Genomic DNA, 24,646 nt, shown 5'->3' on the forward strand with positions numbered 1-24,646 from the left:
GAACGAGGGGACCGGCACCAGCGCCGGCCCACGCAGGCTTGGGGGAGCCGAACCATGGCATTGATTGCAGGCATCGTCGTCGGGCTGATCGGCCTGCTGCACGTCTACATTCTGGTACTCGAGATGTTTCTCTGGACCAAACCGGCCGGCTTGAGAGCGTTCAACAACACGCCGGAGCGCGCGGAGCAGACCAAGGTGCTCGGCGCCAATCAGGGCCTCTACAACGGCTTCCTCGCCGCCGGCCTGTTCTGGGGCCTGGCGCACCCGACGCCGGCCTTCGCGTTCCAGATCAAGATCTTCTTCCTGCTCTGCGTGCTCGTCGCCGGGCTCTATGGCGCCGCCACCGCCAGCCGCAAGATCCTGTTCATCCAGAGCGTGCCGGCCACGATCGGCCTGGTGCTGGTTTGGCTCGCGGGCTGAGCCGGGCTGTATCTCCATCCTCTGTGTCGTCCCGGACAAGCCGTGACGCGCACAAGCGCGTCGCGGCGCCGATCCGGGGCCCATAATCCCAGGCAGCGTTTTGGGGCAGGATCGCCACTCCGAGCCGTAGCCACACGACGGCCTGTGGCCATGGATCCCGGCTCTGCGCCCGACGTCGCTGCGCGACGCCGGGCTTGGCCGGGACGACACCGAACTTGTTGAGCCAGTTGGGCTCATCATAGCGACATCGACGGAACCGCCGCACCCGTGCTCCCCTCGCCTTGCGTCCGCCCAGCCCTTCCTCCACACTCCCTCCCAGCGATGGCGCCCCGGTCGGGCAGACCAGCCGCATAACAAATCAGGAGGAACGATAGACCCCATGCGACAGGGATATTTCCGTCTTGCAGGGGCGGCCGCTTTGGCCGTCACCCTCTCCGTCACGTCAGCCTCGGCCCAGAAGAAGTACGACCCCGGCGCCTCCGACACCGAGATCAAGATCGGCCAGACAGTGCCGTTCTCGGGTCCCGCCTCGGCCTATGCCTCGATCGGCAAGACCCAGGCCGCCTATTTCAACATGATCAACGAGCAGGGCGGCATCAACGGCCGCAAGATCAAGCTGATCCAGTATGACGACGCCTATTCGCCGCCCAAGGCCGTCGAGCAGGTCCGCAAGCTGGTCGAGGACGACGGAGTTCTGCTGACCTTCCAGATCATCGGCACGCCGTCCAACGCCGCGGTCCAGAAATACCTCAACGCCAAGAAGGTGCCGCAGTTGTTCGCCGCCACCGGCGCCACCAAGTTCACGGACCCCAAGAACTTCCCGTGGACCATGGGGTACAATCCCAACTACTTCACCGAGGGCCGCATCTACGGCCAGTATATTCTGAAGGAGCATCCCAACGCCAAGATCGGCGTGCTCTATCAGAATGACGATCTCGGCAAGGACTACCTGAACGGCATCAAGGCCGGCCTCGGCGACAAGGCGTCGACGATGATCGTGTCCGAAGCCTCCTACGAGGTTTCCGATCCGACCATCGACTCGCAGATCCTGAAGATCAAGTCGGCGGGAGCCGACCTGTTGTTCTCGGCCGCGACGCCGAAACAAGCCGCGCAGGCGATCAAGAAGCTCCATGAGCTCGATTGGCACCCCGTGCACATTGTCGACATCAACGCGACCTCGGTCGGCGCGGTCATGCAGCCTGCGGGCCTCGACGCTGCCAAGGGCGTCATCTCCGTCAACTACGGCAAGGATCCGCTCGACCCGCAGTGGAAGGACGATCCGGGCCTGAAGCGCTATTTCGATTTCATGGCCAAGTATTATCCCGAGGGTGACAAGAACTCGAACTTCAATACCTACGGCTATTCGACCGCGCAGCTCCTGGTCACCGTGTTGCAGATGTGCGGCGACAACCTGACGCACGAGAACGTCATGAAGCAGGCGGCGTCGCTGAAGGATGTAACCGGCGACTTCTCGCTACCGGGAATGAAGATCAACACCTCGCCGACCGACTATCGCGTCAACAAGCAACTGCAGATGATGAAGTTCAACGGCGAGCGCTGGGAGCTGTTCGGCCCGATTCTGGAGGACAAGGGCGCGGCGGGCTAGCTGCACTCGACGTCGTTCCAGGGCGTCGCGACAGCGACGAACCAACCTCGAGATTCCGGGTTCGATGCTGCGCTTCGCCCCGGAATGACGCGGTCAACATCGATGGTACGGGGCTGCGCGATGGCGCGGCCCCGTTCTGCATTGCGGCACGGGTTGCGCCCGTTCGCCGCTGCGTGCGCTCGCCGACGGTCATTCGACCGCATCGCGGGTGACGACGGCTGTTGCGGCAGGATCCGCCGTCGCGTCGAGGGAGTATCAGTCGTTGATGACGTCACCCAGGTCGCGTTGCTTGACGACGCGGTCGATCAAGCCCCACTGCAAGGCTTCGTCCGCGGTCATGAAGTGATCGCGATCCAGGGTGCGCTCGACGTCCTCATAGCTGCGCCCGCAATGCTCGGCGTAGAGCCTGATCATGCGGTGCTTGGTCTGCTCCATCTCCCTCGCGTGAATCAGGATGTCGGACGCCTGGCCCTGAAAGCCGCCGAGCGGCTGATGGACGTGAAGGCTTGCATTGGGCAGCGCCGTCCGCTCGCCCGGCTCTCCCGCCATCAGAAGAAACGAGCCCATCGAACGCGCCGTTCCCATGCAGAGCGTGTGCACCGGTGCTTTGACGAATTGCATCGTGTCATACATCGCCAGGCCGCTGGTGATCACGCCGCCGGGTGAATTGATGTAGAGATGGATCGGCCGCTTTGGGTTCTCCGCCTCGAGGAAAAGCAGTTGCGCGCAGACCAGGGCGGAGACCGTATCGTTGACCTCGCCGTTGAGGAAGACGATCCGCTCGCGCAGCAGCCGCGAATAGATGTCGAAGGATCGCTCTCCCCGGCTCGACTGCTCGATGACCATAGGGACGAGTTGCATCGTGTCGCGCATGCGCGAGCTCCCGGTTTCAGTGAGGTGTCGGTGACTTGGAGAATCAGGCCGCGCGCATCAGGCTGCGCCTGTTGCTGTTCGCCGCCGACGGCGTCCGCCGCATCAGCGTCGTGGCGACCAACCCGTGAATGATTCTGAGCCTGGTGCCGCCCTCGGCATTGGGCATGACCTGGAACGTCACGATGCTCTCCAGGAACGGCGGTTCGTGGTCGCGCATCCGGTAGCGGACTTCTTCGCCGGGCGTCGCGGAGATTGGCGCAGCATCGGCGAGGTCGCCGCGCGGCAGCCAGTTCTCGCGCAGCGCAGGAATGCTGATGGCACGCCAGACCTTCTCCGGCGGCGCGTCCAGTTCGTAGTCGAGCACCAGATCGTCGCTCTGCAGGTCAGCCTTGATATCGGTCATTGGTCCATGTCCTTCAGCACGGCCTTCAACGCATCGACCCGCGACGGCCAGTAGGCACGGTACTTCGCCAGCCAGCGCGCGATCTGCGCCAAGCCCTCCGGATCGACCTCATAGTTGACGAAGCGACCCTGCCGTTCTTCCCTCACCAATCCCGCGCTTCGGAGAACCGCGAGGTGCTGGGACATCGCCGGCTGGCTGATCGTCAGACCCTCGCGAAGCGCGCTGGCATTCATGCTGCCGTTCGCCAGCTTCTCGAAGATCGCGTATCGCGTCGGATCAGCCAGGGCCCTGAAGATGTCACTCTCGATCATGCCGACACATAAGCATAAACTTATGTGTCGTGCAAGCGTCGACGACGTGGATGTTGGCGTTCCCTATCGCCGTCCACCGCCGCGCTCCCTCCCCCCTTGTGGGGGAGGGTTGGGGAGGGGGGTAGCTCCGGGCGACCGTCTTCGTGGCCCCCCCCCCTCCCTAGCCCTCCCCCACAAGGGGGGAGGGAACGTACCTTTTGTGTGGCAACACCGTACTACCAGTCTCGCAAATGCAATGAGACGCGAAATGCAATGAGACCTACCCCGCCGGCACCTCGCCAAAGTTCTTGCCCACCGGCAGCACGGCGTGGCGGATCAGGCGCGAGTCTTCGACCGCCGCCTGGCGATGCTTCACCGCCTCGCGATAGACGGGATCGCGGATCATCTCGACGAAGGCTTGCACGCTCGGATATTCGGCGATGAAACAGTGGTCCCAACGTTCGTCCTGCGGACCGATCAGCATCAGCTCGAAGCGGCCCTGCCAGACGATGCGGCCGCCGAGGCGCTCGAACACCGGGCCGCTCTCGCGGCCATAGGCGGCATAGGCTTCCGCGCCGCTGACCTTGCGTCCATCGGGATAGGCTGCCTCCCTGCGCAGCCGCACCAGGTTCAGCATGTGGATCCGCCCCGGGCGGTCGTTCTCCCGAAACTGCGCGAACACCTCCTTGGTGGGATCGATATGGCCCATGAACTCCCTCGCCTGTTGTTGTTTACCTTGGCTTAACCATAACGCGGCGTTAGCGGCGCGAAACTCCTAATCGCGCGTTAAGGTCTTTCTAACTGCCCCTTAAACTCCGGACGTTACCGTGGTCGGACGGCGGGGTCGCGGGCTCGGGTTGCGTATGGCGCGGGGACGGAAACAGGGCGGCGGACGCAAGGAGCCGCGATTCGGTCTTGCGGCCGCGATGGCCGATCTGCGCCTCGACCCCAAGGATCGCATTCCCTCCGACGACACGCCCAAGAAGTCAGTTGCAAAGACTGCAAAGAAAAGGCCGGTCGAGCCCGACGACGAGGACGATGTGCCGGCGCGCGAGCCGAAGGCCTCGACACCGAAACCAAAGCCGAGACGCGGCAAGTCGCGCTGGGGAATGTCGATCGGGCGCATGTTCTACTGGGCGCTGGTCTGCGGCCTGTGGGGCGTGATCGCGCTGGTCGGCGTCGTGATCTGGGCCGGCGCGCATCTGCCGCCGATCCAATCGCTGGAGATCCCCAAGCGGCCGCCGACGATCGAGATCGTGGGCTATGACGGCACCATGCTGGCGCAGCGCGGCGAGATGGCCGGCGCCAACGTCGCGCTGAAGGATCTGCCGCCCTATCTGCCGAAGGCGTTCATCGCCATCGAGGACCGCCGCTTCTACCAGCATTTCGGCATCGACCCGATCGGCATCGCCCGCGCCGTCGTCGCCAACATCCTGCATCGCGGCGTGTCGCAGGGCGGCTCGACCCTGACGCAGCAGCTCGCCAAGAACCTGTTCCTGACCCAGGAGCGCACGCTGGCGCGCAAGCTGCAGGAGGCGGAGCTGGCGCTGTGGCTGGAGCGCAAGTACTCCAAGCGCGAGATCCTCGAGCTGTATCTCAACCGGGTCTATTTCGGCTCGGGCGCCTACGGCGTCGAGGCCGCGGCGCAGCGCTATTTTGGCAAGTCGGCGCGGCAGGTGACGATCGGCGAAGCCGCGATGCTCGCAGGTCTCGTCAAGTCGCCGTCGCGGCTGGCGCCGAACCGCAACCCGGAGGGCGCGGCCAAGCGCGCCCAGACCGTGCTGGCGGCGATGGCGGAGGCCAAGTTCATCACCGAGGCCCAGGCGCAGGCCCAGATCGCGCATCCATCCGTCGCGGTGAAGCCGGCCGGCGCCGGCACCATCAACTACGTCGCCGACTGGATCGGCGAGGTGCTCGACGACCTCGTCGGCCAAGTCGAGGAGTCGATCGTGGTGGAGACCACGATCGATCCGAAGCTGCAATCCGTCGCCGAGGCCGCCATCATCGACGAGCTCGCGGCGAAGAGCGTCAAGTTCAACGTCAGCCAGGGTGCGCTGGTGGCGATGACCCCCGACGGCGCCGTGCGCGCCATGGTCGGCGGCCGCAACTATGCCGACAGCCAGTTCAACCGCGCCGTAACCGCCAAACGCCAGCCCGGCTCGGCGTTCAAGCCGTTCGTCTATCTCACCGCGATCGAGCAGGGCCTGACGCCGGAAACGGTCCGCCAGGACGCGCCGCTCGATCTGAAGGGCTGGAAGCCGGAGAACTACACCCGCGAATATTTCGGCCCGGTGACGCTGACCCAGGCGCTGGCGATGTCGCTCAACACGGTCGCGGTGCGCGTCGGCCTCGAGGTCGGACCGAAGAACGTGGTGCGGACCGCACACCGGCTCGGCATCGCCTCCAAGCTCGATCCCAACCCGTCGATCGCGCTCGGCACCTCCGAGGTGTCGATGATCGAGCTGGTCGGCGCCTACGCGCCGTTCTCCAATGGCGGCCTCACCGTCTCGCCGCATGTGGTGACGCGGATCAGGACGCTCGACGGCAAGCTGCTCTACATGCGCCAGACCGAGCAGCCGGTGCAGGTGATCGAGCCGCGCAACGCGGCGATGATGAATCAGATGATGCAGGAGACCCTGATCTCCGGCACCGCGAAGAAGGCGGAGATCCCGGGCTGGATCGCTGCCGGCAAGACCGGCACCAGCCAGGATTTCCGCGACGCCTGGTTCATCGGCTACACCGCGCATCTCGTCACCGGCGTCTGGCTCGGCAACGACGACAACTCGCCGACCAAGAAGGCGACCGGCGGCGGCCTGCCCGTCGAGGTCTGGACCCGCTTCATGCGATCAGCGCATCAGGGCGTGCCGGTCGCGGCGCTGCCGAACGCGCAGGGCTCGGGCCTGGTCCCGACCCTGGCGCAGATCGCCTCGCAGATCACGGCGCCATCCGCGCCGGCACCGAGCGCACGCTCGGCGCCGCCGAGCCGCGGCAACGCGCGACCGGAAGCCGCCGCGGGTCTCGACGGCTGGCTGGTGGATCGATTGTTCGGTGGAAAGCGCTGAGCCGGCGAAGATGAGGTGAGAGGCGCATCCGCGACGGGATGCACCCTTCTCAGCTGGCGGCTGCGGCGATGGGACGCGCTGCCGGCTCGGCGGTTGCCGCGCCGGACGCTCGGGCCAGTTTGCGCCCGATCTGCCGCAGCATCAGGCTCGCCCGCAGCGCGCTGTAGTCCAGCAGCCAGCGGCTGAAGGCGCTGGCGGCCATCGGCCGCGCGAACAGGAAGCCCTGCATTGCATCGCAGCCGAGCTCGGCCAGCAGCTTGCGCTGCGGCTCGGTCTCGACACCTTCGGCGACCACTGCCACGTCGAGGCTCTGGCCGACGCGCACGACCGCGGTCACGATCGCCCGCGTGCCGCTGTCGTTCTCGAAATCGCGCATGAAGCTGCGATCGATCTTCAGCTCGTCGATCGGCAGCTGGGCCAGCCGGCTCAGACTCGAATAGCCGGTGCCGAAATCGTCCAGCGACAGGCCGACGCCCATGTTGCGCAGCTCGTTCATGGTCGCGATCACGGTGGCGCGCTCGTTGAGGATGACGCCTTCGGTGATCTCCAGCATCAGCATCTTCGCCGGCAGGTCGTTGGCGGCCAGGATCTGCGCCACCATCGCCGCCAGGTTGACGTTCTGGAAGTTGATCGGCGACAGGTTCACCGAGATGCAGGGGATGTCGAGACCGGCACGGCGCCACGACGCCATCTGCTGGCAGGCCAGCTTGATCGACCACACGCCGATCTGCTCGATCAGGCCGCATTCCTCGGCGAGCGGAATGAACTTGGCGGGCGAGACCTCGCCGAGCACCGGATCGTGCCAGCGCGCCAGCGCTTCCACGCCGTGGATCGCGCCGTCGCGGGTGCGGATCTGCGGCTGATAGTGCAGCGTCAGGGCCTCGCTGGCGATCGCCTCGCGCAGCGCGGTCGAATGCATCAGCCGTTCTTCGGCGAGCTTGTCGATGTCGGCGCTGAAGAAGCGATAGGTCGCCCGGCCGCCGCGCTTGGCCTTGTACATCGCGGCGTCGGCCTGCTTGATCAGGGTCTCGATGTCCTTGGCATTATCAGGATAGAGGCTGAGCCCCATGCTCGCCGACATCGGCACCTGGCGCTTGCCGATCGTCAGCGGCATCGCCAGCGCGGCGGTGATGCGCGCGGCCGCGAGCGAGGCTTCCAGGGCATCGCGGTTCTGCAGCACGATCACGAACTCGTCGCCGCCGAGCCGGCCCAGCATGTCGCCGGGGCGGATCTGCGCTCGCAGCCGGTTGGCGAAGCCGACCAGGAACTCGTCACCGGCGGCATGGCCCAGCGTGTCGTTGACGTCCTTGAAATTGTCGGCGTCGAGGAAGGCCACGGCGACGTGTCCGCCGTCCGGACACGCCTTGATGGCTTCGGCGATCAGCGACGGGATGCGGGCCCGGTTCGGCAGGCCCGTCAGCATGTCGTGATAGGCGACCTGTGAGATCGTCGAGCGGACCTCCTGGCGCTCGATGGCGAGCGCACCGAGCTGGACGCAGGCGGCGACGATCTGCTCGTGCCAGGGACTGGGGCCGCGGCATTCACGGAAGTAGAAGGCAAAGGTGCCGATGACGCGGCCATCCTTACCCTTGATGGGCGACGACCAGCAGGCACGCAGGCCGGCAGCGAGCGGGCCGGCCTTGTAGGGTTGCCAACGCGGATCATTATCGATGTCGTGCGACAGCACCGGCTCGCAGAGATAGGCGGCGGTGCCGCAGGAGCCGACGTCCGGCCCGATCGCGACGCCGTCGAGGCTGGCCGAATAAGCGGGCGGCAGGCTGGGGCCGCCGAGCGGATGTACGTGCCCATCGGAATCGACGTGCAGGATCGAGCAGACGACGTCCGGAGCGAGCTCTTCGACCCGGCGGCACAGCTGATCGGCGATGGTCGTGATCGAAACGTCGGACGCCAGCGACGCCATGATCAGCTGCTGCAGCGAGCGCAGCTGCTTGGTCTCCCGGATGTCCGTGAGCAGCCCGAACAGATATCTGACCTTGCCCCGCTTGGTCCGGTGCGCCTTGACATAGGCGGTCGTCCAGATCTCGCGGCCGTCCTTGTCGTAGACCAGCACGTCCTCTTCGATGCCACGGTCGTCCTCGAGGCATTGTCTCAGCCGGTCGACGATGGCGGGATCGGTGCAGGGGCCGATCAGCAGCTCCTCGGCGCGGCGCCCGACCGCCTGTTCAGGCGTGTAGCCGAACAGGCTGGCAAAGGCGGCGTTGGTGTAGAGGATGTTGAGATCGCGATCGGTGACGATGACGGCCCGGTTGGTCCGGTCGGCGACCGACGTCAGCAGCGCATTGCGCTCGCGCATGTCGACTTCGGTGGTCACGTCACGAATGAACAGCAGCGAACGGACCGGCTCATCCTCCCGGCCCGGCGGGAGCGCGCACAGCGACAGGCGGAGGCGGGTCCGCCCGCCGTCGGCATGGCGCATCGTCGTTTCGCGGGCGTCGGACTGGTCCGCCTCGTGCTGCGCGTCGATCGTCTCGTCGCACGCGATCGCCGGGATCAGATCCGCGGGCAGACCCAGACTTTCGAGGTCGGCGCCGACCAGAGCGGCCGGCTCGCGCCGCAGCAGCACCGACGCCGCCCGATTGGCGTGCTGGACGTGGCCCTGCGCGTCGAGAAAGAGAATCGCCTCGGAAACACCGTCGAGCGCGGCCGAGAGCAATTGTGTGGATGCGGCCGGTTGGAACTCGCTTGCAAGCATCGTTCGATTCGAGGCGCGCTGCACGTTTCGAGAGAAACGATCTGCGCTTTGGTTGCAGCGAACGACCCGGCAGCTCGCTGGGACGTCACCTTGGGTTTGATTGCGGTAAATCTGGCGAGCGCAGCGTTACAGCCACGTTAAAGCGCCGCCGAATTGGGCAATATCCTCCGACTGCAGGCGAGAAGGCTTAAGAATTCGATAGTCCGCAGGCGGGTTCTGAGTTCATCATTGCAGATTGGAACCCGACGAAGAAATGGCCCGGACCAGAAGGCCGGGCCATTGGGATTCACATCGTCGAGCGGTCCGTCGTCGAGACCTCAATCGTCGATGCCGTAGCGATGCAGGTCGTTGCCGCAGGTGTCGAGCCACTTCTTGGCGCGCTCGACCGAGGCGCAGATCCGGCCACACACCTTCCAGAACCGCGGCGAGTGGTTCATCTCGATCAGATGCGCGACCTCGTGCGCCGCGAGATAATCGAGCACGAAGGGCGGCGCCAGGATCAGGCGCCACGAGAACGACAGCGAGCCGGCCGAGGTGCACGAGCCCCAGCGGCTGGACTGGTCGCGGATCGACAGCCGCTTGACCTTGACGCCAAGCTGCTCGGCATAGGCGTCGGCCGCCTTCTGCAGGTCACGGCGCGCCTCGCGCTTCAGGAAGTCGAGCACGCGGCGTTCAGTGTGCTCGATCCCGCCGGCCACGCACAGGATCTTCTCGCCACTGTCTCGCGTCTCGGTCCACACCGTGCCGCGTTCGCCCGCGCGATGCACGATCTTGTGCGGCACGCCGCGAAGCGGCACCAACGTGCCCGGCAGGAACGGCGCCGCCTTCGGCAGACGTCCTAGACGGGCTGCGATCCAGGCGCCGTGACGCTGCGCGAAGTCTTTCGCCTCGATGATGGTGCCGCGCGGCGGCATCGTGAGGATCGCCTCGCGATCCGACGGATGAATTCTCAGGGTATAACGTCGCGCACGACGGTGACGCCGCAATCTAATCGAGTAGATTTGCGAGCCATGCTTGACGAGAAGACGCGAGGGTTCGGCGGGCCGCCGATAGAGTAGCGCGCGAGTGGCCATTTCTGTCAGTCCGGGGGGTAAGAGCTCGCCCGGATTTTGCCATATCCACCGCCAGGGAAAGCGCTCGGCGCAAAAACAAATCATTTGCCCAACATACAGGGGTTCAGAAGGTTCCGCACCCTAGCAGTTGGGCCTCGCGCGCCCCCGAAAACATGAATTCAGATTCAAAAGCATCGCTCAAGAAGCGACGCCACATTCACTGCTTGAGTCACTCCTGAGTTTCGGTTTCGACCGTCCCTTCAAAGGGTTACCGCGCAGCCGGATTCGGATGCGCGGTGACCATCGTCTTCGCTCATTCAGCCGCAATGGCGAGCAGCGACTTCGGATCGGCTGCCGACAACATGAAATCGTTGATGCGCGGCACGATCTCCGACTTGAATCGCGAGCCGTTGAACACGCCGTAGTGACCGACACCCGGTTGCACGTAGTGAACCCGGCGGTGATCCGGGATCGACGAGCAGAGTCCGTGCGTCGCCTCGGTCTGACCGAGACCGGAGATATCGTCCTTCTCGCCTTCGACCGTCATCAACGCCACACGCGTAACCTTCGACGGATCGACCAGGGTGCCGCGATGGGTCATCTCGCCCTTCGGCAGCGCGTGCTTGATGAACACCGTCTCCACCGTCTGCAAATAATATTCCGCAGCCAGGTCCATGACGGCGAGATACTCGTCGTAGAAGTCGCGATGCTTGTCGACCTGATCGCCATCGCCCTTCACCAGGTTGGCGAACAGCGCCTTGTGGGCGTCGACATGGCGGTCGAGATTCATGCTGATGAAGCCGTTCAGCTGCAGGAAGCCCGGATAGACGTCGCGCATCACGCCCGGATGCGGGAACGGCACCTTGGTGATGACGTGGTTGCGGAACCAGTCGATGCCGCGCTCCTGGGCGAGATTGTTCACGCCGGTGGGGTTGCGCCTGGTGTCGATGGGGCCGCCCATCAAGGTCATCGAGATCGGCGCAAACGGGTCACGCTCGGCCTCCATGACCGAGACCGCCGCCAGAACGGGCACCGCCGGCTGGCACACCGCCATGACGTGCATGTTGGTGCCGAGAAAGCGCAGCATCTCGATGACATAGTCGATGTAGTCGTCGAGATCGAAGCGGCCTTCGGCCAGCGGGACCATCCGCGCATCGGACCAATCGGTGATATAGACCTCGTGGGTCGGCAGGAACGCTTCCACCGTGCCGCGCAACAGGGTCGCGTAATGGCCGGACATCGGCGCCACGATCAGCAGCCGGGGCTGCGGCGCGCGCAAGGGGCGGGTCAGCTTGCGGTCGAAATAGAGCAGCCTGCAGAACGGCTTTTCCCAGATCGAGCGGACCTCGACCGGGGTCCGGATGCCGTTGACCTCGGTCTCGTCGAGTCCCCATTCGGGCTTGCCGTAGCGGCGTGTGGTGCGCTCGAACAGTTCGCAGGCCGCCGCGACCGATTTGCCCATCTGGGTGTGGGCCCAGGGATTGAGCGGATTCTGAAACAGGATCTTGGTGGCGTCGGTGACGGCGCGCGCCGGATTGAGCGAGGCATGCGCCATTTCGTACATCCAGTACATCGGCGTCGTCAGGACTGGACTGCCTTCCGACGCCAGGGGCGGTGCACCGCCAAACTCACCTATCGGCATTCTCGTTCAACCTCTCTGCAGCGCAGCATACTGCCGAATGCGTAATTATGCGTCAATGCGGTGGTGTACGAGAAGGTGCCTCAAAGCGACGAAAAAGCCCGGAAATCCACGGGAAAAGCGCAATTATTCCCCTGACGCCAGCAGCGAGCCGGCGCGGCGTGCGCTGCGCAAGAGAGCAATGAATGCCGCAAACGACGCCAGCAGCAGGGCGGCATTGAGCCCGAGCGCGGTCAGCATCAGGTCGGACCGGAAGACGTGATCGGCCAGCAGCGCGCGCATGCCTTCGAACACGTAGGTCGGCGGCAGGGACCAGGCGACCAGCTGCAGCCAATGCGGCAGCACCTGAACGGGATAGTACACGCAGGCCAGCGGCATCAGCGCGAACATCAGCGTCCAGACGATGCTTTCGGCGCCGAGCCCGTTGCGCAGCACCAGCCCCGACACGAAGATGCCGACCGCCCAGGAGGTGAAGATCAGGTTGCAGAAGAAGGCGATCAGCGGCAGGCCGATGCTGTAGAAGTTGAAATCGAAGAACCAGACCGCGATCAGGGTCATCGGAATGATGCCGATGGCCAGCCGGATCAGGCTCATCGTCATCAGCGCCAGCAGGAATTCGATCGGGGTCAGCGGACTCATCATCAGGTTGCCGATGTTGCGCGCCCACATCTCCTCCAGGAAGGAGATCGAGAAGCCGAGCTGTCCGCGGAACAGGATGTCCCACAGGATCACCGCGCCGATCAGGGTGCCGCCGGCGCGGGCGAAGAAGCCGGCATTGGCGGCGATGTAGGTCTGCAGAAACCCCCAGGTGATGATCTGCAAGGTCGGCCAGTACATCAGCTCCAGCAGCCGCGGCCAGGACGACAGCAGTAGATACCAGTAGCGCAGGATCATCGCGCCGATCCGGTGCGGGGCGATGCGGAGCGAAAGATCGTTCATTGCGCCGCCTCCCGGTTGCGGCCGCGGGCGACGTCGAGAAAGACCTCCTCGAGCGTCGAGCGGTTGTAGCGCGCCATGATCTGCGCCGGACTGTCGTCGTCCTCGATGCGGCCGCGCTTCATGATGATGACGCGGTCGCATAGACGCTCGACCTCGAACATGTTGTGGGAGGCGAGCAGGATGGTGGCGCCGCGGCGCTGTCGGTATCGCTCGAGATGGCCGCGCACCCAGTCGGCGGTGTCGGGATCGAGCGAGGCCGTCGGCTCATCCAGCAGCAGCAGCTCGGGATCGTTGATCAGCGCTTTCGCCAGCGCCACGCGGGTCTTCTGCCCGGCCGAGAGCTTGCCATTGGCGCGATCGATGAAGTCGCTCAGGTCGAGCTGCGCCGCGAGCTCGGCGATCCGCTCCTTGAGGTGGTCCACCGCATAGAGGCGGCCGAAGATGGTGAGGTTCTGCCGCACCGTGAGCCGCATCGGCATGTCGACATAGGGGCTCTCGAAATTCATCCGCCCCAGCACGGCCGCAGCCTCGTCCGGCATCCTGTGGCCGAGCACGGCGACCTCGCCCGAGGTCGGCTGCACCAGCCCCATGATCATCGCAATCGTCGTGGTCTTGCCGGCACCGTTGCCGCCGAGCAGCCCGGTGATGCTGCCCCGGCGGATCGCAAACGAGACGCCGTCGACAGCGGTCGTCGTCTTGTAGACCTTGGTCAGCCGCGACACGGCAATCGCGGGGGAAACCGAGCTGGAATCGGATGAGAGGGTCGGCACTGCGTCATCTTGCGTCATGGGAGGGGTTCATTGAGGCATTGTGCCGCAAACCGCAACAGGCCACCAACGGCGGGCCAGATTTGTCGCCGTGCTTGCGCGGCATTAGGTTCCCGTCATGACCGACGACGCCCTGATCATCGACACGCCCGACACCGACTATCGCCATCCGCGACAGCGCGTCCGGCTCGACACCATCCTGCGGCTGCGCTGGCTGGCCGCGCTCGGTCAATTGAGCGCGATCTTCATCGTGGTGCAGGGCCTGGAGTTCGACCTGCCAGTGGTGCCCTGTCTCGCGGTGATCAGCATCTCGGCGCTGCTCAATCTCGGCCTGCAGATCGCCTTCAACCCGATGCAGTTGCTGGAGCCGGCCCACGCCGGCGGCCTGCTCGCGCTCAACATCATCGAGCTGACGGTGCTGCTCTATCTCACCGGCGGGCTGGAGAATCCCTTCTCCTACATGTTCCTCGCCCCGGTGCTGATCTCGGCGACCGCCCTTCCCGTCCGCCTGACGATCATGCTCGGCCTGCTCGCCGTCACCTGCGCCACCGCCTTGTTCTTCATGCATCTGCCGCTGCCGTGGGAAGGCGAGGAGCCGCTGATCTTCCCGCCGATCTATCTGTTCGGTGTCTGGCTCTCGATCGCGCTCGCGATCGGGGTCACCAGCCTCTATGCGTTCCAGGTGACCGAGGAGGCGCGCAAGCTGTCGGACGCGTTGGCGGCGACCGAGCTGGTGCTGGCGCGCGAGCAGCACCTCACCCAGCTCGACGGCCTCGCGGCGGCCGCCGCGCACGAGCTGGGCACGCCGCTCGCGACCATCGTGCTGATCTCGCGCGAGTTGGAGCGCGCCCTGCAGGACAACAGCCAGGTCACCTCCGACATCAAGACCCTGCGCGAGCAGGCGCAGCGCTGCCGCGACATTCTCGGCAAGATCACCCAGCTGTCCTCGATCGGGTCGATGTACGACCGGATGAAGCTGTCGACCTTGATCGAGGAGACGGTCGCACCGCATCGCGACTTTGGCGTCGACATCAAGGTGCGCGTCGCGGTGACCGCGGCCAAGGAGCCGGTCGGCTCGCGCAACCCCGCAATCCTCTATGGCGTCGGCAACATCCTGGAGAACGCCGTCGATTTCGCGCGCAACGCCGTCGAGGTGAACGCCTGGTGGAACAACGAGACGGTCGAGATCGTGGTGTCCGACGACGGCCCCGGCTTTGCGCCTGATATCCTGAAGCGGATCGGCGAGCCCTATCTGTCACGCCGGCCCAGCGCCGAGGACGGCCCGGGAGGTAACCAGGGCGGCGGCCTCGGGCTCGGCGTGTTCATCGCCCGCACCCTGCTGGAGCGAACCGGAGCCAAGGTCTCGTTCAGCAACCGCACCTTCCCCGACCATGGCGCCGTGGTCCAGATCGTCTGGCCGCGGCGGCGCTTCGAGGCCAGCGAGGACGACGATGGCGAGGCGGAGCCGGAATGAAACCTCCAGGGCAGCCGCCGCTGGCGCGGTCCTGGCATACAGCACACCGGCCCCGCGCGGCGTCACGCCGCAGACTGCGGCAACCCGCGATCTTGGCAGCGGCGACTCGGCAGACCATATGAGGATGGACCAGATCGTCTCGCAACCATCGAGCCTTCTTCTCAAGGATATGACCGTGGGCGCCATCGCCGAACTGACGAACCATCCGGACCGCTCTCTCCTCATCGTGGAGGACGACAAGCCGTTCCTGGAGCGCCTGTCGCGCGCCATGGAGACCCGCGGTTTCACGGTGACCTCCTGCGAGAGCGTCGCCGAAGGTATTTCACAGATCGGCAAGGCGGCGCCGGCCTTCGCCGTGGTCGACCTCCGGCTGGGCGACGGCAACGGCCTCGACGTGGTGTCGGCGCTGAAGCGCAAGCGTCCCGAAGCGCGCGCCATCGTGCTGACCGGCTACGGCAACATCGCCACCGCCGTGACGGCGGTGAAGATGGGCGCCGTCGACTATCTCGCCAAACCGGCCGATGCCGATGACGTCGTTGCAGCGCTGCTGTCGACCACCAGCGAAAAATCCGAGCTGCCGCAGAATCCGATGTCGGCCGACCGTGTCCGCTGGGAGCACATCCAGCGCATCTATGAGATGTGCAACCGCAACGTCTCGGAAACGGCGCGCCGGCTCAACATGCACCGCCGCACCCTGCAGCGCATCCTCGCCAAGCGCGCGCCGAAATAGGCGGATTTTTTGCTCGCCGCGGGTCAATGCGACTTCACGAACGCCTGCAATGCATGGAAGACGGTGCGCCGCGGGTTGCGGCTGCACCAATTGCGCATCCAGCTGTCGACCTCGGTCAGATCGAGCTTGATCTGCCGGCCCTCATCGCCGCGATCCGCGTTGATGGCGGACACGTAGCCCATCATCCACTGCTGATATTTTGAGATGGCGTTGACGTAGGGGCCGTCGCCACTGGTGATGGCCTTGTAGGTGCCGGGTGGCTGCTCCTCGGCGGCGGCGATGAAGCGCTCGCAGGAATCGGCGCCCACGCCCAGGACGTAGAACGCCATTTCCTCCGCGCGGACTCCGGTCGCGAAGAGCAGTGTCAACGCCAAGACCACCCGTCGCATCTGTCGTCCCTGTCCGCACCCCTGGGCTGGATACCGCTCGAGCCTTAAAAATGTTCCGGCATGTTGCGCCCCATGCGGGGCAATTGTCGGGCAGAGCCGGGGAAATTGCCAGGAGGCCGGGACGAGCGGATGTTGTCGCGCGCTGGCAACGGTCCTGAATCGGGCGCGGGCGGATTCACAGGTGGATCTGGAAGGCGCCACGATGCGCCGGCCCGACGTCAGCTCTCCCCCGTCAGCCGGGAGAAATCGGCCAGGACAGCAGCGATCAGCTCCCGATGCCTGGTATCCTGTTCCGCAAGGCTCGCGGCGTAGATGTTCAGGAGATAGCGCGCCTTCGCGGCGGCTTCCGGCCACGACTCGGCCGCGTTGGCGAGCAGGTGCTGCTCGAGAACAGCCTGCCGATCGCGCAGCTCCCGCGCATGACTTTCGGCCTCTGCCAACGCGCGACGGAGGTCCACGGCCTTCTGCGCGCTCATCCCGCGGTGCCTGTCGAGATCGAGCGGCTCGTCAGTCATCCGACGCACTCGCGTCGACACGCTGCGCGTCTGCAAGATCGACCGAGCTGATGGACAGCATCTCGACGGCAGCGGAGCGCGAACCGGCGACCGGGACCATCATCATTGTCGCAACCCGGCGGTAGGCAGCAAAGGACAATCCCTCGATCAGTTCCTCGTCCGTGACCACCTCGTAGGTGCCCTCGGGCAAGAGACGCTCGATGCTCCTGATCCGGAACGGGTGTTTGAAGGTGACGAATTCGCGCCGCGAGCGGATGCTCATCTGCGCCTACCTTTCGCAACGGCTGTCGCTGTCGCGACTTCGAAGTCTTTCGAAGCATGCGCCTTGCGGCCGGCAATAGCCACCGCTTTCTCATCAGCACGACGTGATGAGCGGCGTGGCGTCATCGGACCGTGTCGCTGCGCTTTGGTGCTCGCTATTGCAGGGGCCAGGGTGTATCAATGGCGATCACCGCCATTCCGACGGCATTCACCGGTGACTGAGGGTCACGAGCGCTCCCGCCGCAAACCACGCGAGGGGTAGCCAATGCCGCAGTTTCGTCTGAGCGAGTGGATCGTTCCACCCATTATCGTGCCGCTTCTGCTGATCCTTCTCGCGCTCGCAGTTGCCGCACTGCATTCGTAGATCCGACCACCGCGGCGCCCGCATCGGCAACCGGTGGACGACGGCCGCCCGGCCGACCGGCAGTGACGCTGCGCACGCAGGATCGACGGGGCGCTCGTCCGATGCGTTGAACCAGCTCCAACCCGAGTCGAGGAGACCGACATGGCCAAAGGTCAGCAAAAAGGCAATCGCGAAGCCAAGAAACCCAAGAAGGAAAAGCCCAAGAGCATTGCCGCAGCGCCGAGCCAAAAGGCCGGAGCATGGCAGCCGGATTTTTCCAGTGACAAGAAGAAGCGCTAGGGGATTTCCGGTCCTCATCAGTCTGGATGGTCTCCCGCGCGCAATGCGGTGCCGATGCGGCCGACCGTACTCGATAGTCCAAAGGACAGAACATGGCGCGCGAAACGATCTATGTCGTTCAGGCGTTCAGCGCCGGCCGGGGCGGACGCGCGAAAGCCGAGACGCCGATTGCCTGCAAGACGGAAGCAAGCGCGCGCCGGACTGCGGAACGGCTGGTGTCCAGCAAGGCAGGCGTCGTCGCGTTCTCATCCTCGGGCGATCCCGACATGGGCGACTATGACGATGAGCCGACGATCTTCTTCCGCCACGGCGAGTTGCCGTCGGCTTTCGATTGAGATGCGCGCAACCCCTTTGTCGCCGGCGACCATTGCCGAACGACGCCCCTTGGATGACGTCCGCCCTCACCGCGGTGTCCTCCGAACCTGATCGGTCACACACATGATTGAGTTTCCAAATCACAGCCGCTCCTATGACCGCACGCGACGTGCCGTACGGTTCTGGGGCTATGACAGCGCGATGGAAGCGTCGTTCTTCGTCGACGAGGGTGCGTTGAGACGCCTGCAGCCCGACGCCCGCCCCGACGAGTCGGGCTTTCTGACCGCATTCGATTCCAACCGCGAGCGGATCTGCGCCGCCGCCGCCCGGCTCTATGTCCGCGGCAGCCGGGGCTCCTACGATCTCGTCGCCGCCAATTTCTGACGGCGATCGGCCAGGCCGGCGGTGATGCGGATCGGCTCTCAGCGATGCTGATGTCTCTCATCTCGAGACTCGCGACCTGACGGAGCCTCTGTCACCTACCTAGACGGGGAAACCCCGTCCAGTGGAGCGCATTTGAGGATTCTCTAGAGGTCCACGTGGCCCTGCGGGTCGATCAGCCGGTTGATCCGCTGCGCCGCCGCGAGCCCGAAGCGTACCGTCATCAACTTGCGCGTCGGCGCCGGCAATCGGTGCTCAGGCGCCTCGCAGTGCAGGTGGGCGCCATAGGCATCGGCGACGATCAGGCCGGTGTCCTGCGGAAAGATATCGCACGGCAGATCCTGCGTGAAGGCGAAGAACAGCCGGTCGCAATGGGCACGGTAGTCCTCCCATTTGTGATCCGCGCGCAGATCCTCGACCGACGACTTGATCTCGACGATCCAGATCTCGCCGCGCTCGTTCAGCGCCACCAGGTCGGCGCGACGGCCCGACGGCAGCGGCAGCTCGCTGATGGTGGCAAAGCCGAGCGAGCGCAGCAGGCGCGAGGTGCCGCGCGCGATCGCCAGCGCCGTCTCCGACTGGCGGCGGTCGATGGGAACGAGGCTGATCCTGGCGGCGGACGATTCCATTGCCGCAGCATAACCGATTCCAGGCGTCGCCCAAGTCCGCCGATCACCCGGGAACCGGAACCTGACGCCGGCCTTCCGCTTAACAAGCCGGCCGCCGGCCGGGCGGCGCAGCGAGGCGCCGTCCATGATCGACGATCTCTGGTACAAGAACGCGGTGTTCTACTGTCTGTCGGTCGGCACCTATATGGACGCCGACGGCGATGGCATCGGCGATTTCAAGGGGCTGACGCGCCGGCTCGACTATCTGCACGGGCTCGGCATCACCGCGATCTGGCTGATGCCGTTCCAGCCCTCGCCGCAGCACGACGACGGCTACGACGTCGCCGACTATTACGGCGTCGACCCGCGCTACGGCACGCTCGGTGATTTCGTCCAGTTCACGCATGGCTGCAAGCAGCGCGGCATCCGGGTGATCATCGACCTCGTCGTCAACCACACCTCCGACCGGCATCCCTGGTTCGTCGACGCCCGCAGCTCGAAGCAATCGCGCTATCGCGACTGGTATGTCTGGTCGGACAAGAAGCCGGCCAATGCCGACAAGGGGATGGTGTTTCCCGGCGTGCAGAAGTCGACCTGGACCCGCGACAAGGAGTCGGGCGGCTGGTACTTCCACCGCTTCTACGACTTTCAGCCCGATCTCAACACCTCCAATCCGGAGGTGCAGGCAGAGATCCTGAAGATCATGGGCTTCTGGATCCAGCTCGGCGTCTCCGGCTTCCGCATGGACGCGGTTCCGTTCGTGATCGCGGCCAAGGGCGCCGATGTCAGGAAGCCGGTCGAGCAGTACGACATGCTCAGGACCTTCCGCGAATTCCTGCAATGGCGCCAGGGCGAAGCGATCATCCTGGCCGAGGCCAACGTGCTGCCGGAAACCGACATGGAGTATTTCGGCGACGACGGCGACCGCATGCACATGATGTTCAACTTCCACGTCAACCAGCATCTGTTCTACGCGCTGGCGGCCTCCGACACGCGGCCGCTGGCCGAGGCGCTTTATCAGACAAAGGCGCGGCCGGCCTCGGCGCAATGGGGCCTGTTCCTGCGCAATCACGACGAGCTCGATCTGGGACGCCTGACCAAGCCGCAGCGCGCGGCGGTGTTCGCGGCGTTCGGCCCGGACAAGAACATGCAGTTGTACGATCGCGGCATTCGGCGGCGGCTGGCGCCGATGCTCGGCGGCGACCGCCGCCGCATCGAGCTCGCCTACAGCCTGATGTTCACCTTGCCCGGCACGCCCGTGATCCGCTATGGCGACGAGCTCGCGATGGGCGACGATCTCAGCCTGGCCGAGCGCAATTGCGCGCGCACCCCGATGCAATGGTCGACCGAGCCGCATGGCGGCTTCACCAAGAGCGACGCGCCGGCGTCTCCGGTGATCGATCACGGCCCCTATGGCTATGATCACATCAACGCCGCCCGGCAGCGGCGTGATCCGAATTCCATGCTGAACTGGACCGAACGCATCATCCGCATGCGCAAGGAGGTGCCGGAAGTCGGCTGGGGCGATTTCGAGGTGATCGCGACCAGGGATCCGGCCGTGCTGATCATGCGCTACGACTGGCGCAACAACTCGGTGCTGTTCGTGCACAATCTCGACGAGAAGCCGCGGGAGATCAGCTTCGATGCCGGACTGCCGGACGATGGCGGGAAGCTGCTGATCAATCTGCTGTCGGAGGATCACAGCCAGGCCGACGACCGCGGCCGCCACACCCTGGTGCTCGAGCCCTACGGCTACCGCTGGTACCGCGTCGGCGGATTGGACTATCTGCTGCGGCGAAGCGATATCGAGACGAAGAGCCCGGTGAAAAAGCGGCGGAAGACGCGGCGGCGATCGACGACCAACTGATGACGGGCGTCTTCAAGGAGAACGGCTTCAGCCGCTCGGCTGCGCATCTCGTTCGTGAACGAGGCGCTGAATTTCGACCAACGCCTCCAACGCCATTTCGCAGGAGGTGTCGACGAACTTCTCTCCGCGAGCCGTCAAATTGATGAGGTCTCGCATTTCCGCCTGGAACTGATATCTTGCCAGACTTAAACGATTGTGTGCGGCCGATACGACATCGCGGGTCATTGCCGGAGATTGCGCGATCTCGCCGAGCGCCGGTCGATCATAGAGATAGACCGCGGCAAGGTCGAACGTGTCGCGCGCCGTGTAGGTCGATGCACGATAGATCAACTTTTTCGTCGCAATCTCTGCCGGTCGCTCCGCCGGTATAATCCGGCCGCCGAAGCTCAACGGATACGTCGGATGATCCGTAAAGGTGGGCGCATTCAAGAAATCGATCTCACCTACGTCCCGGAGAATCAGCTTCAGATATTTGCCCGGCCATTGCCACGTATCGCAAAGGGCCTTCGTGACAGGATTCATGTTCGGCGCGAGCCGCTTCAGGGCCGTGCTCGAATCCAGAAAGATGTCGACGTCGTAGCTGATGCGATGATCGAAGCTCTGCGCCAGGGCCGTGCCGCCCCCGAACGTCCACGCCCCAGGGCCGCCCTCCAGGCTATCGAGGGACAGCAGCGCCTTCTGCATGAGGTCTTGCCACCTCGAAGGCCGCCATTTCCCTGACCCATCTCTCATTTTCGGACCCCACAACCTGCCAAGTGTCGATCGCCTTCGATAGTTCTTCGAACGTCACAGCCTTGTCTAGGACGAGATGATGGATCACAGAGGCATCAATTTCGTCAAAGAACGCCTGCACGTGGACACGCCATTTCGGCTCCAGTTTCTCGGCCTTGAGGCAGGCCAGCAACGTCGCCTCGCCAATGCGGACCGGCAGCGGCGTATTGATCGTGGTCACGGCCGCGGTGAGACTGTCAGACGTCGTCGGCGGCAGCGTATTCATCAGTTCGAACTCCCGCGAAGTACCGGTTTCGGAGACCAGTACACGTCATCTCCTTGAAGGCCGAAGATTCCCCGGCATCTGTCGCGCAATATGGCGCCGTTCGGTGGGAACCTCAACAATTCCGGGGACACGGCGGCACGGAAGACCCGAGCAATACGGCTGAAGGCGTCCAGCGAAGCCCTGCGATCGGGCCTCAAAGACATCGATTGCGACGCGCCGCCGCCTCGCCAGGGACGTGGCTACGTCCTCCTGCCGACGACCACGCCCTCATTGCCGCGCAAATCCAGCGTGCCGTCGATGCGTTCGCCGCCGCGGTCGAGCCAGGTCGAGAGCAGGATCTCGCCGGTAAGGCCGCCTGCTTCGGTCGCGATGGAAACCGGCTCGCCGCCGAGATTGAGCGCGATGGTCAGCACCTCGCCGTCGCCTTCGCGGCGGTAGAGCAGGAGATCGCCTTGCGCCGCGACCGGCCGATAGGACCCGGTGACGAGCACGCGGTGCTGCTTCCGCAGACGAATGAGCGCACGGGTGAGATTGAGGACCGAGCGCCGGTCGGCGGTCAGATTGACGACATTCTCATGCATGTAGTCATCGGCAACCGGCAGCCACGGCGCGGCTTGGCTGAAGCCGGCCTGCGGCAGCGCGCTCCATTGCATCGGGGTGCGGCAGCCGTCGCGGCCGACGCCGATGCCGGGCACGTTCTTCTCGAAGGGATCGCGCACCTGCTCCGGGCTGATGGCGACCTGATGCATCCCGATCTCGTCGCCGTAATACAGCGTCGGCGTGCCGCGCAAGGTCAGCAGCAGCATCGCCGCTACCCGCGCCTGCTCGGGCCCGACACGGCTCGCCACCCGGGGCCGGTCGTGGTTGCCGAGCACCCAGTTGGGCCAGGCGCCCGGTGGCAGCGCGGCTTCGTAGTCGGCGATGATCCTCTCGATCTCGCGCGCATGCCAGGGCGCGGACAGCAGCGCGAAATTGAATGGCAGATGCGCGCCGCCGAGATCCTTGCCGTAATAGGTCATCAGCCGCTCCAACGGCAGGTAGATCTCGCCGATCAGCACGCGGTCGTCGAATTCGTCGATCACCTGCCGCATCTCGGCGACGACCTCATGCACGTCCGGTTGGTCGGCGGAGAAGCGCGACAAGATCTGCTCATGCGGCGGCCTTCCGCCGTGATATTCGGGATTGGCCGGGTTGTCGCGAAACTCGGCGTCCTTGATGAGGTGCCAGATCACGTCCACGCGAAAGCCGTCGACGCCCTTGCGCAGCCAGAACCGCATGACGTCATAGATCGCCGCCCGCACCTGCGGATTGCGCCAGTTCAGGTCCGGCTGCTGCGCCAGGAAGGCGTGATAGTAGTACTTCCCGGTCTGGGACTCGAACTGCCAGGCGCTGCCGCCGAACTCGGACAGCCAGTTGTTCGGCGGCCCGCCATCGGCGGCCGGATCGCGCCAGATGTACCAGTCGCGGTGCGGGTCATCGCGCGAGCGGCGCGCCTGCAGGAACCAGGGATGCTGATCGGAGGTGTGGTTCGGCACGAGATCGAGAATGAGCTTGAGGCCGCCGTCATGCGCGGCCTTCACCAGCGCGTCGAAATCCTCCATCGTCCCGAACAGCGGATCGATGCCGGTGTAGCCGGCGATGTCATAGCCGAAATCGGCCATCGGCGAGGTGAAGATCGGCGACAGCCAGATCGCATCGACACCGAGCGTCAAGAGATAGGGCAGGCGATGGATGATGCCGGTGAGGTCGCCGACCCCGTCGCCGTCGCTGTCCTGGAACGAGCGCGGATAGATCTGGTAGAAGGTCCCCTCGCGCCACCAGGCGCCCTGCTCCGCCATGTCGACCGCCTTCTGCTTGCAACCTGCGGCCCAACGCAGGAACCGGCGGCAGGTTCACAAGCCCCGCCTTGGTCGCCCTGGCCGGGACGTCGAGCCGCCGCCCGCAGGGTGTTTTTCACTTGGCGCATTGCGAAAAATCGGCATGCTGGCGCCATGACCGAGCAGAACCAGACCAGGGCGAAGGCCGGCGCGATGATCGTGCCCGTGACGCCGTTCGAGCAGAACTGCACCATCCTGTGGTGCGAGGCGACGAAGAAGGCGATCGTGATCGATCCCGGCGGCGACGTGCCGAACATCCAGGCGGCGATCGCGCAGGCCAATGTCACCGTGGAGAAGATCTGGCTGACGCATGGCCATATCGATCACGTCGGCGGCGCGGCCGATCTGCGCGATCAGCTGAAGGTGCCGATCGAGGGGCCGCATGTCGCCGACAAATTCCTGCTCGACAACGTCGTCGCCAGCGGCGCGCGCTTCGGCATCACGGGCGTGCGCGACGTGACGCCCGACCGCTGGCTCGAAGAAGGCGATACGGTCGAGATCGGCGAGCTCGTCTTCGACATCCTGCACTGCCCCGGCCATTCGCCGGGCAGCGTCGTGTTCTTCAACAAGGAAATGCGCTTCGCCCATGTCGGCGACGTCTTGTTCAACGGCTCGGTCGGCCGCACCGACCTACCCGGCGGCAGCCACGACACGCTGATCCGCTCGATCAAGGACAAGCTGCTGCCGCTCGGCGACGACGTCGGCTTCATCTGCGGCCATGGCGCCGGCTCGAGCTTCGGCCAGGAGCGGATGACGAACCCGTTCCTGACGGGAGACGTCTGACCCGCGCGTCCCTCGCGCGCGAGCCATGAACGGCTGCGGCGC

At 65.0% G+C, this 24,646-nt stretch carries 26 protein-coding genes; 10 read left to right on the forward strand and 16 right to left on the reverse strand.

What is annotated here, in order from left to right; translation table 11 throughout:
• Positions 1 to 54 precede the first annotated feature (54 nt).
• Together QX048_RS12170 and QX048_RS12175 are read left to right on the forward strand one after the other, a co-directional pair.
• Positions 55 to 420, forward strand: coding sequence for a DUF1304 domain-containing protein (locus QX048_RS12170; protein ID WP_315825557.1), 366 nt, complete (start codon positions 55 to 57; stop codon positions 418 to 420).
• 379 nt (positions 421 to 799) lie between these two features.
• On the forward strand, positions 800 to 2,026 hold the full coding sequence (locus QX048_RS12175) for an ABC transporter substrate-binding protein (protein ID WP_315715149.1): 1,227 nt from the start codon (positions 800 to 802) through the stop codon (positions 2,024 to 2,026).
• Positions 2,027 to 2,281: 255 nt separating this feature from the next.
• Here QX048_RS12175 and QX048_RS12180 read toward each other — a convergent pair whose 3' ends face one another.
• The 4 genes from QX048_RS12180 to QX048_RS12195 form a co-directional block, all read right to left on the reverse strand.
• Positions 2,282 to 2,899 (reverse strand): ATP-dependent Clp protease proteolytic subunit, encoded by a 618-nt coding sequence (locus QX048_RS12180; protein ID WP_315715148.1) that lies wholly within the window; start codon positions 2,897 to 2,899, stop codon positions 2,282 to 2,284.
• A gap of 43 nt (positions 2,900 to 2,942) precedes the next feature.
• Positions 2,943 to 3,302 carry an SRPBCC domain-containing protein gene (locus QX048_RS12185; RefSeq protein ID WP_315715147.1) on the reverse strand — a complete coding sequence of 120 codons (360 nt, stop codon included), beginning with the start codon at positions 3,300 to 3,302 and terminating at the stop codon, positions 2,943 to 2,945.
• On the reverse strand, positions 3,299 to 3,613 hold the full coding sequence (locus tag QX048_RS12190) for a metalloregulator ArsR/SmtB family transcription factor (protein ID WP_315715146.1): 315 nt from the start codon (positions 3,611 to 3,613) through the stop codon (positions 3,299 to 3,301). The genes QX048_RS12185 and QX048_RS12190 overlap by 4 nt, the downstream gene beginning before the upstream one ends.
• A 259-nt stretch (positions 3,614 to 3,872) precedes the next feature.
• Entirely contained in the window at positions 3,873 to 4,301 is a 429-nt protein-coding gene (locus tag QX048_RS12195) for a DUF1330 domain-containing protein (RefSeq protein ID WP_316200488.1), read from the reverse strand.
• Between the two features lie 154 nt (positions 4,302 to 4,455).
• On the opposite strand from QX048_RS12195, the gene QX048_RS12200 reads away from it, so the two are divergent.
• Positions 4,456 to 6,654: a penicillin-binding protein 1A gene (locus tag QX048_RS12200; RefSeq protein ID WP_316200487.1), complete on the forward strand. Its 2,199-nt coding sequence runs from the start codon at positions 4,456 to 4,458 to the stop codon at positions 6,652 to 6,654.
• Between the two features lie 49 nt (positions 6,655 to 6,703).
• Here the strand turns inward: QX048_RS12200 and QX048_RS12205 are convergent, their stop codons facing one another.
• The 5 genes from QX048_RS12205 to QX048_RS12225 form a co-directional block, all read right to left on the reverse strand.
• Positions 6,704 to 9,367, reverse strand: a complete 2,664-nt coding sequence (locus tag QX048_RS12205) for an EAL domain-containing protein (RefSeq protein ID WP_316200486.1) — start codon at positions 9,365 to 9,367, stop codon at positions 6,704 to 6,706.
• Positions 9,368 to 9,684: 317 nt separating this feature from the next.
• On the reverse strand, positions 9,685 to 10,524 hold the full coding sequence (locus QX048_RS12210; protein WP_315715142.1) for a SprT family zinc-dependent metalloprotease: 840 nt from the start codon (positions 10,522 to 10,524) through the stop codon (positions 9,685 to 9,687).
• Positions 10,525 to 10,732: 208 nt separating this feature from the next.
• Positions 10,733 to 12,061, reverse strand: coding sequence for a polyhydroxyalkanoate depolymerase (locus QX048_RS12215; protein WP_315715141.1), 1,329 nt, complete (start codon positions 12,059 to 12,061; stop codon positions 10,733 to 10,735).
• A gap of 123 nt (positions 12,062 to 12,184) precedes the next feature.
• Entirely contained in the window at positions 12,185 to 12,997 is an 813-nt protein-coding gene (locus tag QX048_RS12220) for an ABC transporter permease (protein ID WP_316200485.1), read from the reverse strand.
• The gene (locus tag QX048_RS12225; protein WP_316200484.1) at positions 12,994 to 13,785 is read right to left on the reverse strand and encodes an ABC transporter ATP-binding protein; all 792 of its coding nucleotides are present in this window, start codon (positions 13,783 to 13,785) and stop codon (positions 12,994 to 12,996) included. The genes QX048_RS12220 and QX048_RS12225 overlap by 4 nt, the downstream gene beginning before the upstream one ends.
• A 97-nt stretch (positions 13,786 to 13,882) precedes the next feature.
• On the opposite strand from QX048_RS12225, the gene QX048_RS12230 reads away from it, so the two are divergent.
• Both QX048_RS12230 and QX048_RS12235 read left to right on the forward strand, forming a co-directional pair.
• Positions 13,883 to 15,238, forward strand: coding sequence for an ActS/PrrB/RegB family redox-sensitive histidine kinase (locus QX048_RS12230; protein ID WP_315715138.1), 1,356 nt, complete (start codon positions 13,883 to 13,885; stop codon positions 15,236 to 15,238).
• A 175-nt stretch (positions 15,239 to 15,413) separates the two neighbouring features.
• Positions 15,414 to 15,968 carry an ActR/PrrA/RegA family redox response regulator transcription factor gene (locus QX048_RS12235; RefSeq protein WP_315715137.1) on the forward strand — a complete coding sequence of 185 codons (555 nt, stop codon included), beginning with the start codon at positions 15,414 to 15,416 and terminating at the stop codon, positions 15,966 to 15,968.
• 23 nt (positions 15,969 to 15,991) lie between these two features.
• On the opposite strand, the gene QX048_RS12240 is transcribed toward QX048_RS12235, so the two are convergent.
• From QX048_RS12240 to QX048_RS12250, 3 genes are all read right to left on the reverse strand, one after another.
• Complete coding sequence (locus tag QX048_RS12240) at positions 15,992 to 16,357, reverse strand: hypothetical protein (protein ID WP_315715136.1); 366 nt, start codon at positions 16,355 to 16,357, stop codon at positions 15,992 to 15,994.
• Between the two features lie 218 nt (positions 16,358 to 16,575).
• Positions 16,576 to 16,872: a hypothetical protein gene (locus QX048_RS12245; protein ID WP_315715135.1), complete on the reverse strand. Its 297-nt coding sequence runs from the start codon at positions 16,870 to 16,872 to the stop codon at positions 16,576 to 16,578.
• Positions 16,865 to 17,134, reverse strand: coding sequence for a hypothetical protein (locus tag QX048_RS12250; RefSeq protein WP_172115156.1), 270 nt, complete (start codon positions 17,132 to 17,134; stop codon positions 16,865 to 16,867). Before QX048_RS12250 ends, QX048_RS12245 begins: the two co-directional genes overlap by 8 nt.
• A 504-nt stretch (positions 17,135 to 17,638) precedes the next feature.
• Here QX048_RS12250 and QX048_RS12255 point away from each other — a divergent pair.
• From QX048_RS12255 to QX048_RS12265, 3 genes are all read left to right on the forward strand, one after another.
• Positions 17,639 to 17,776: a hypothetical protein gene (locus QX048_RS12255; protein ID WP_172115158.1), complete on the forward strand. Its 138-nt coding sequence runs from the start codon at positions 17,639 to 17,641 to the stop codon at positions 17,774 to 17,776.
• Between the two features lie 92 nt (positions 17,777 to 17,868).
• Positions 17,869 to 18,111: a hypothetical protein gene (locus QX048_RS12260; RefSeq protein ID WP_315715134.1), complete on the forward strand. Its 243-nt coding sequence runs from the start codon at positions 17,869 to 17,871 to the stop codon at positions 18,109 to 18,111.
• Positions 18,112 to 18,214: 103 nt separating this feature from the next.
• Positions 18,215 to 18,475, forward strand: coding sequence for a DUF1488 domain-containing protein (locus QX048_RS12265; protein WP_315715133.1), 261 nt, complete (start codon positions 18,215 to 18,217; stop codon positions 18,473 to 18,475).
• 143 nt (positions 18,476 to 18,618) lie between these two features.
• Here QX048_RS12265 and QX048_RS12270 read toward each other — a convergent pair whose 3' ends face one another.
• Positions 18,619 to 19,101 (reverse strand): MmcB family DNA repair protein, encoded by a 483-nt coding sequence (locus QX048_RS12270; protein ID WP_316200483.1) that lies wholly within the window; start codon positions 19,099 to 19,101, stop codon positions 18,619 to 18,621.
• Positions 19,102 to 19,225: 124 nt separating this feature from the next.
• Here QX048_RS12270 and QX048_RS12275 point away from each other — a divergent pair, with 124 nt between their 5' ends.
• Positions 19,226 to 20,947, forward strand: coding sequence for an alpha-amylase family protein (locus tag QX048_RS12275; RefSeq protein ID WP_315715131.1), 1,722 nt, complete (start codon positions 19,226 to 19,228; stop codon positions 20,945 to 20,947).
• Between the two features lie 27 nt (positions 20,948 to 20,974).
• On the opposite strand, the gene QX048_RS12280 is transcribed toward QX048_RS12275, so the two are convergent.
• From QX048_RS12280 to QX048_RS12290, 3 genes are all read right to left on the reverse strand, one after another.
• Positions 20,975 to 21,631, reverse strand: coding sequence for a nucleotidyl transferase AbiEii/AbiGii toxin family protein (locus QX048_RS12280; RefSeq protein ID WP_315715130.1), 657 nt, complete (start codon positions 21,629 to 21,631; stop codon positions 20,975 to 20,977).
• A complete protein-coding gene (locus QX048_RS12285) occupies positions 21,603 to 21,944 on the reverse strand; it encodes a hypothetical protein (protein WP_315715129.1) in 342 nt (113 codons plus the stop codon). The genes QX048_RS12280 and QX048_RS12285 overlap by 29 nt, the downstream gene beginning before the upstream one ends.
• 239 nt (positions 21,945 to 22,183) lie before the next feature.
• Complete coding sequence (locus QX048_RS12290; RefSeq protein WP_316200482.1) at positions 22,184 to 23,782, reverse strand: alpha-amylase family glycosyl hydrolase; 1,599 nt, start codon at positions 23,780 to 23,782, stop codon at positions 22,184 to 22,186.
• Between the two features lie 153 nt (positions 23,783 to 23,935).
• Here QX048_RS12290 and QX048_RS12295 point away from each other — a divergent pair, with 153 nt between their 5' ends.
• The gene (locus tag QX048_RS12295) at positions 23,936 to 24,604 is read left to right on the forward strand and encodes an MBL fold metallo-hydrolase (RefSeq protein WP_316200481.1); all 669 of its coding nucleotides are present in this window, start codon (positions 23,936 to 23,938) and stop codon (positions 24,602 to 24,604) included.
• Positions 24,605 to 24,646 lie beyond the last annotated feature (42 nt).

This window comes from Bradyrhizobium sp. SZCCHNS30572 (assembly GCF_032484415.1).
Classification (GTDB): Bacteria; Pseudomonadota; Alphaproteobacteria; order Rhizobiales; family Xanthobacteraceae; genus Bradyrhizobium.

Coding starts and splice junctions, on each gene's coding strand:
- QX048_RS12170 (WP_315825557.1), top strand. CDS start 55: ATGGCATTGATTGCAGGCATCGTCGTCGGGCTGATCGGCCTGCTGCAC.
- QX048_RS12175 (WP_315715149.1), top strand. CDS start 800: ATGCGACAGGGATATTTCCGTCTTGCAGGGGCGGCCGCTTTGGCCGTC.
- QX048_RS12180 (WP_315715148.1), bottom strand. CDS start 2,899: ATGCGCGACACGATGCAACTCGTCCCTATGGTCATCGAGCAGTCGAGC.
- QX048_RS12185 (WP_315715147.1), bottom strand. CDS start 3,302: ATGACCGATATCAAGGCTGACCTGCAGAGCGACGATCTGGTGCTCGAC.
- QX048_RS12190 (WP_315715146.1), bottom strand. CDS start 3,613: ATGATCGAGAGTGACATCTTCAGGGCCCTGGCTGATCCGACGCGATAC.
- QX048_RS12195 (WP_316200488.1), bottom strand. CDS start 4,301: ATGGGCCATATCGATCCCACCAAGGAGGTGTTCGCGCAGTTTCGGGAG.
- QX048_RS12200 (WP_316200487.1), top strand. CDS start 4,456: ATGGCGCGGGGACGGAAACAGGGCGGCGGACGCAAGGAGCCGCGATTC.
- QX048_RS12205 (WP_316200486.1), bottom strand. CDS start 9,367: ATGCTTGCAAGCGAGTTCCAACCGGCCGCATCCACACAATTGCTCTCG.
- QX048_RS12210 (WP_315715142.1), bottom strand. CDS start 10,524: ATGATTTGTTTTTGCGCCGAGCGCTTTCCCTGGCGGTGGATATGGCAA.
- QX048_RS12215 (WP_315715141.1), bottom strand. CDS start 12,061: ATGCCGATAGGTGAGTTTGGCGGTGCACCGCCCCTGGCGTCGGAAGGC.
- QX048_RS12220 (WP_316200485.1), bottom strand. CDS start 12,997: ATGAACGATCTTTCGCTCCGCATCGCCCCGCACCGGATCGGCGCGATG.
- QX048_RS12225 (WP_316200484.1), bottom strand. CDS start 13,785: ATGACGCAAGATGACGCAGTGCCGACCCTCTCATCCGATTCCAGCTCG.
- QX048_RS12230 (WP_315715138.1), top strand. CDS start 13,883: ATGACCGACGACGCCCTGATCATCGACACGCCCGACACCGACTATCGC.
- QX048_RS12240 (WP_315715136.1), bottom strand. CDS start 16,357: ATGCGACGGGTGGTCTTGGCGTTGACACTGCTCTTCGCGACCGGAGTC.
- QX048_RS12245 (WP_315715135.1), bottom strand. CDS start 16,872: ATGACTGACGAGCCGCTCGATCTCGACAGGCACCGCGGGATGAGCGCG.
- QX048_RS12250 (WP_172115156.1), bottom strand. CDS start 17,134: ATGAGCATCCGCTCGCGGCGCGAATTCGTCACCTTCAAACACCCGTTC.
- QX048_RS12255 (WP_172115158.1), top strand. CDS start 17,639: ATGGCCAAAGGTCAGCAAAAAGGCAATCGCGAAGCCAAGAAACCCAAG.
- QX048_RS12260 (WP_315715134.1), top strand. CDS start 17,869: ATGGCGCGCGAAACGATCTATGTCGTTCAGGCGTTCAGCGCCGGCCGG.
- QX048_RS12265 (WP_315715133.1), top strand. CDS start 18,215: ATGATTGAGTTTCCAAATCACAGCCGCTCCTATGACCGCACGCGACGT.
- QX048_RS12270 (WP_316200483.1), bottom strand. CDS start 19,101: ATGGAATCGTCCGCCGCCAGGATCAGCCTCGTTCCCATCGACCGCCGC.
- QX048_RS12275 (WP_315715131.1), top strand. CDS start 19,226: ATGATCGACGATCTCTGGTACAAGAACGCGGTGTTCTACTGTCTGTCG.
- QX048_RS12280 (WP_315715130.1), bottom strand. CDS start 21,631: ATGCAGAAGGCGCTGCTGTCCCTCGATAGCCTGGAGGGCGGCCCTGGG.
- QX048_RS12285 (WP_315715129.1), bottom strand. CDS start 21,944: ATGAATACGCTGCCGCCGACGACGTCTGACAGTCTCACCGCGGCCGTG.
- QX048_RS12290 (WP_316200482.1), bottom strand. CDS start 23,782: ATGGCGGAGCAGGGCGCCTGGTGGCGCGAGGGGACCTTCTACCAGATC.
- QX048_RS12295 (WP_316200481.1), top strand. CDS start 23,936: ATGACCGAGCAGAACCAGACCAGGGCGAAGGCCGGCGCGATGATCGTG.